4 protein-coding genes are annotated in these 5,555 nt (G+C 66.1%); all 4 read right to left on the reverse strand.

The window, feature by feature from the left end:
- Positions 1 to 412: 412 nt before the first annotated feature.
- Positions 413 to 832, reverse strand: a complete 420-nt coding sequence (locus tag BRAS3809_RS03200; RefSeq protein ID WP_008960666.1) for an acyl-CoA thioesterase — start codon at positions 830 to 832, stop codon at positions 413 to 415.
- 50 nt (positions 833 to 882) lie between these two features.
- Positions 883 to 1,506, reverse strand: coding sequence for a flavin reductase family protein (locus BRAS3809_RS03205; RefSeq protein WP_008960667.1), 624 nt, complete (start codon positions 1,504 to 1,506; stop codon positions 883 to 885).
- Positions 1,507 to 1,610: 104 nt separating this feature from the next.
- A complete protein-coding gene (locus tag BRAS3809_RS03210) occupies positions 1,611 to 2,219 on the reverse strand; it encodes a TetR/AcrR family transcriptional regulator (RefSeq protein WP_035655172.1) in 609 nt (202 codons plus the stop codon).
- A 24-nt stretch (positions 2,220 to 2,243) separates the two neighbouring features.
- On the reverse strand, positions 2,244 to 5,384 hold the full coding sequence (locus tag BRAS3809_RS03215; RefSeq protein WP_008960669.1) for an efflux RND transporter permease subunit: 3,141 nt from the start codon (positions 5,382 to 5,384) through the stop codon (positions 2,244 to 2,246).
- Positions 5,385 to 5,555: the final 171 nt, after the last annotated feature.

Genomic DNA, 5,555 nt, shown 5'->3' on the forward strand with positions numbered 1-5,555 from the left:
AGCTTCTTGAGGACCTCCAAGGTCAGCTTGTCATCGATGTCCGACATGGACCTGCTCCCACCCTGTTTGTGCATCATGCCCCCAAACGTTCCCCGCGCGGCGTCGGCCATGATGTCCGGCCCGTTATCGCCGTCTCGGCGCGCCTTTCGGGTCGCGCATGCGAGTCCCCCACCAAGACCCGCATTGCGGCAGGGACGCGACGTCGCGCGCATGCACAATCTGAAATTGCAATCATCGTAAACGCGAGGGCTTGCCGCGAGGATCGATGCTCCGGCGCTGCGCACCTCATCGTTCGAAGCTGACCGCAATTGCAGGGGAACGCAGAGGCGCGGCCCGCAGTTCCCCGATCAAGGCTGCGTTAGGCGGAAGTTAACGGAGGTGATTGACGCCGCGTGCTGTAGGCGCGGAGCGATCAGGTCGCGATCATCCCGTCGCGCTTGATCGGCTGCGGCCGGCCGCCGTCATCGATCGAGACGTAGGTGAAGTTGCCGTCGGTGACGAGGATCGGCTGCTCCTCGCGCCGGCGCACCACCCAGGCCTCGAGGCGCACGGTCATCGAGGTACGGCCGATGCGCACGAGATGCGCATAGACCGAGACGAGATCGCCGACATACACCGCCTTGCGGAAGTTCATCGCCTCGATCGCGACCGTCACCGTGCGCGACTTCGCGACCTTGGCCGCGAACACGCCGCCGCCGACGTCCATCTGGCTCAGCAGCCAGCCGCCGAAGATGTCGCCATTGGCGTTGGTGTCGGCCGGCATCGCCAGGGTGCGGATGCAGAGATCGCCACGCGGCCCGGTCGGCGTGGCAGGGACGGTCGCTTCGGTCACGTCAGGATGTCTCCATGAAGCCGGCTGTGCAATCGCGCCGATCGGGCCGGTCAGTCCGGCCTGATCATCTCGAACATGTCTTCGGCCTTGATCTCGAAATAGTCGCCGCGGCGCCCGGCGCGCACGATCGGATGGGCGAGCGCGGTCTGGTAGACGCCGTCCTTGATCAGCGCCTTGTCGATGTGCACGGCGACGACCTCGCCGAGCGTCAGCCAGGCCTGCGCCTTCCTGCCGTCGGCGCCCTGCAGCTGGATGATCTGCGTGACCTTGCATTCGAACGCGACCGGGCTCTCGCCGACGCGGGGCACGTTGACGTGCTTGCAGGGCACCGGCGTGACACCGGCGAGCTTGAACTCGTCGACGTCGCGCGCGACATGCGCGGCGGTCGCGTTCATCTGGGTCGCGAGGTCGCGGGTCACCAGGTTCCAGACGAACTCTCCGGTGTCCTTGATGTTGGCGGCCGAGTCCTTCCACTGCGTGGAGGAGAAGCCGATGATCGGCGGCGTGTAGTTGAAGGCGTTGAAGAAGCTGTAGGGCGCGAGATTGACGTGGCCGTCCGGATCGCGCGACGAGATCCAGCCGATCGGACGCGGCGCGATGATGGCGTTGAAGGGATCGTGCTTGAGGCCGTGGCCGTTCTTCGGTTCGTAGAAGTGCAGGTCGCGTTCAGTCACAGCCAATGTCCTTTTCGTCATTGCGAGGAGCGCAAGCGACGACGCAATCCAGAGCTGCGCGGACGGCCCTGGATTGCTTCGCTTCGCTCGCAATGACGGCGAACTTAGCTCGCAGCGCCCCGGGAACCAAGCCCCGCCAGAACGAAATCGATCATCTCGTCCACGGTCGGGCCAGGCTTGGTCGCGCACTGTGCGATCATCTGCGGATGGAAGAAGCGCATCATCGCCGTCGTTGCGCATTTCGTGGCCAGCACGATGTCGCTGACGGCGAACTCGCCGGACGCGGCGCCCTGCCCGATCACGCGGCCGATGATCTCGGTGATCAGCATCATGTGCGCCTCGCAGACCTCCCAGCTCTCCTCCATCGCGACGGCGACCATCTCGTGAAGCTTGTTGTCGCCGACATAGCGCTCGGTGTTCATGCGATGGATGGTGCCGAGCAGCTCGCGCAGCCGCGGCACGGCCGGGCCGGCGCGCTCGGCGATCGCGATCGCCGCCGCCTCGACCTGGCCCATCAGCTCGCGGGCGACGCCCTGGTGGATCGCCTTCTTCGACTCGAAGAACCGGTAGACATTCGCCGGGCTCATGCGGAGCTCCTTGGCGATGTCGGCCACGGTGGTCTTCTGATAGCCGATCTGCCGAAACAGGCGCTCCGCGACGACGAGGATGCGTTCGCGCGTATCAGGTTCGATATGTTCGGAGACCAGCGTCATCATGCCTGCGATCTTGTTCGTCCTTCATTCGGCGGCCTCGGCGAGCGGAAGCGCCGGCGCCGGCCCGTCAACGTGCTGCGCTGCAGAATGATCCTGCGCAGCCGCGCCGCGTTCATCGAGGCTCTTGCGGAACCATAGAGCATACAATCCCGGCAAGTACAGCAGCGTCAGGAAGGTTGCAACGAACAAACCGCCCATGATGGTGATCGCCATGGGTCCCCAGAACGCCGAGCGCGACAGCGGGATCATGGCCAGGATCGCCGCCAGCGCGGTCAGCACCACCGGGCGGGCGCGGCGCACGGTGGCCTCGATGATCGCCTCCCGCCGGGTCAGGCCTGAGGCGACGTCGTGCTCGATCTGATCGACCAGGATCACGGTGTTGCGCATGATCATGCCGGCCAGCGCGATCAGGCCGAGCAGCGCCACGAAACCGAACGGCGCGTTGGCGACGTTGAGGCCGAGCGAGGCGCCGATGATGCCGAGCGGCGCGGTCAGGAACACCAGGAACAGCCGCGAGAAGCTCTGCAGCTGCACCATCAGCAGGGTCAGCATCACGATCGTCATCAGCGGGAACAGCGCGAAGATCGACGCATTGCCCTTGGCCGACTCCTCGATCGCGCCGCCCATCTCGATGCGGTAGGCCGGGTCGAGCTTGGCCCTGATGTCGGCGAGCTTCGGCCAGATCTGGTTGGTGACGTCGGGCGCCTGGACGCCGTCGGCGACGTCGGCGCGCACGGTGATCGCCATGTCGCGGTTGCGCCGCCACAGGATCGGCTCCTCATGCGCATATTCGATCTTGGCGATCTGCTGCAGCGGCACGGCGACGCCGTTGCGCGAGGTGATGGTGAGGTCGCCGACCCCCGCGAGATCGAGCCGCTCGGATGGCACCGCGCGGGCGATGACGCCGACCTTCTCGATGCCGTCGCGGATCGTCGTCACCTGCACGCCGGAGATCAGCATCGCCAGCGACTGCGAGACGTCCTGCGGCGTCAGGCCGAGCGCGCGGGCACGGTCCTGGTCGACGACGAGCTTGAGATAGGGCGACTGCTCGTTCCAGTCGAGCTGCGGGTCCCTGACGTTCGGATTCTGGCGGACGACGTCGCGCACCTGGCGCGCGATGTCACGCACCTGAGCCGTGTCCGGACCGATCACGCGGAACTGCACGGGGAAGCCGACCGGCGGGCCGAAATTGAAGCGGTCGACGCGCACCCGCGCCTCGTTGATGTCGCCATTGGCGGCCGCGGTCTCGATCCGCGCCTTGATGCGCTCGCGCGCGGCGACGTCCTTGGCGACGATGACGATCTCGGCGAACGCCTCGTTCGGCAGCTGCGGCGATAGGCCGAGCCAGAACCGCGGCGAGCCCTGGCCGACATAGGAGGTGAAGGTCTCGATGTCCTTGTCGTCCTTCAACAACGCCTCCGCCTTGCGCGCCGCCTTCTCGGTGACACCGAAGGCGGTGCCCTCCGGCAGCCGCAGCTGCAGGAACAGTTCGGGCCGCTCCGACAGCGGGAAGAACTGCTGCTGGACGTGGCCGAAGGCGACGATCGAGGCGGCGAACACGCCGACGGTCGCGGCCACCGTGGTGATGCGATGCGTCACGCACCAGCGCACGACGGCGCGCAGGCCGCGATACATCCGGGTGTTGTAGACCGCGTGCTCGTCATGGCCGTGCTGCACTGTGATGTTCGGCAGCAGCTTGACGCCGATATAGGGCGTGAAGATCACGGCGACGAACCACGACGCCACCAGCGCGATGGCGACGATCCAGAAGATGCTGCCGGTGTATTCGCCGACCGCCGAATTGGCGAAGCCGATCGGCAGGAAGCCGGCGGCGGTGACCAGCGTGCCCGTCAGCATCGGAAAGGCGGTCGACTCCCAGGCATAGGACGCCGCGCGGACGCGGTCCCAGCCCTGCTCCATCTTCACCACCATCATCTCGACCGCGATGATCGCATCATCGACCAGCAGGCCGAGCGCGATGATCAGCGCGCCGAGCGAGATGCGGTGCAGGTCGACGCCCAGCGCGCTCATCGCGATGAACACGATGCCGAGCACCAGCGGCACCGACAGCGCCACCACGATGCCGGTGCGCCAGCCGAGCGCCAGGAACGAGACGAACAGCACGATGATGAGCGCCTCGACGAAGGAGTGCACGAACTCGCCGACGGCGCGCTCCACCACCTTGGGCTGGTCGGCGATCTGCGTCAGCTCGATGCCCTGCGGCACCGCCTTCATGAAGTCGTCCGAGGCGGCGTGCACGTCCTTGCCGAGCTCGAGGATGTTGGCGCCCTTGGCGGTGACGACGCCGATGCCGAGCGCAGGCTTGCCCTCCTGATGCACCTTGTAGGTCGGCGGATCGACGAAGCCATGGGTGACGGTGGCGATGTCGCCGAGCCGGAACACTCGTCCATTGCTCTCCACCGGGGTCTCGGCCACCGCCTTGGCGCCGTCGAGCGCGCCGGTGACGCGCAGCGGCACGCGCTGCGAGGTGGTTTCGACCGTGCCGGCCGGCGTCACATTGTTCTGCTTGGCGAGCGAGTCGAACAGCGCCTGCGGCGTGATGCCCAGCGTCGCCAGCTTGGCATGGCTGAACTCGACATAGATGCGCTCGTCCTGGGTGCCATACAGATTGACCTTGGTGACGCCGTTGACCTTCAGCAGGCGCTGCCGCAGGCCCTCGGCGACCTTCTTCAGCTGCGCATAATCGGCGCCGTCGCCGGTCATCATGAACAGGATGGAATCGACGTCGGAGAACTCGTCATTGACGAACGGGCCGAGCACGCCCGCGGGCAGCGAGGGCTGCGCGTCCGCGAGCTTCTTGCGCAGGAGATAGAACAGATACGGAACGTCCTTCGGCGGCGTGGAGTCGCGGAACGTGACCTGCATCGCGGTGAAGGCCGGCTTCGAATAGGTCTGCACCTTCTCGAAGAAGGGCAGCTCCTGCAGCTTCTTCTCCAGGGGGTCGGCGACCTGGCTCTGCATCTCCGTGGCGGTCGCGCCCGGCCACATCACCGAGACGTTGACCACCTTCACCGTAAAGAACGGGTCCTCGGCGCGCCCGAGCCGCTCGTAGGAGATGAAGCCGAACAGGCCGAGCGCCACGATCAGGAACAGCACCAGCGGCGGATGATTGACCGCCCAGGCCGACAGATTGAACCGCTTCATGGCACGCTCCCCGATGAGGACCCAGTCGCTTCAGGCTTCGGTGACCTCATCCTGCGAGACGGTTCGCGTCTCGCTCGGGATGAGGGTCTTATGTCTCGTCATGAGCGCGCAGCTCACGTTCAGTTCAGCATTCAGTTCAGCGCCGCCCGCGGCCTTTGACCCTCATGGTGA

It is taken from the genome of Bradyrhizobium sp. STM 3809, from assembly GCF_000239795.1.
Classification (GTDB): Bacteria; Pseudomonadota; Alphaproteobacteria; order Rhizobiales; family Xanthobacteraceae; genus Bradyrhizobium.

Excerpts from the sequence above, each read along its gene's own strand:
- BRAS3809_RS03210 (WP_035655172.1), bottom strand. The coding sequence starts at position 2,219 with ATGACGCTGGTCTCCGAACATATCGAACCTGATACGCGCGAACGCATC.
- BRAS3809_RS03215 (WP_008960669.1), bottom strand. The coding sequence starts at position 5,384 with ATGAAGCGGTTCAATCTGTCGGCCTGGGCGGTCAATCATCCGCCGCTG.